Below are 369 nucleotides of genomic sequence, written 5' to 3'. Positions count from 1 at the left end.
ATTAAATCTTTAGGTTGACCGACCTGGAGATATGGACGCTCACTTAGTGAGTTGACCACTGCGGAGTGGTAGTTCAGTTGGTTAGAATACCGGCCTGTCACGCCGGGGGTCGCGGGTTCGAGTCCCGTCCACTCCGCCACTTATTCAGAGTTTCAGCTCTTTAAAACTGAAAATAGGGGTGTAGCTCCAATTGGCAGAGCAGCGGATTCCAAATCCGCGTGTTGGGAGTTCGAATCTCTCCACCCCTGCCATATTTAAGGCTCTAGCAGAAATGCTAGAGCCTTTTTGCTTTCTGGAATTTAATAAATTACAGAAAGTAGCCTGGTATAAACAGCCCATTACGCTTTGTCATACCAATCCGGAAAATTA

The 369-nt window shown here is 46.9% G+C and carries 2 tRNA genes; both read left to right on the top strand.

The features are described from left to right. Positions 1-62: 62 nt before the first annotated feature. A tRNA-Asp gene (locus AB4384_RS23595) sits at positions 63-139 on the top strand. A 35-nt stretch (positions 140-174) separates the two neighbouring features. Continuing rightward, positions 175-251 (top strand) — tRNA-Trp (locus AB4384_RS23590). The last annotated feature ends 118 nt before the right edge of the window (positions 252-369 follow it).

The sequence above is a fragment of the Vibrio sp. 10N.261.51.A4 genome (assembly GCF_041471945.1).
Taxonomy (GTDB): Bacteria; Pseudomonadota; Gammaproteobacteria; order Enterobacterales; family Vibrionaceae; genus Vibrio; species Vibrio crassostreae_C.
This window is presented reverse-complemented; position numbering and strand designations above follow the sequence as displayed.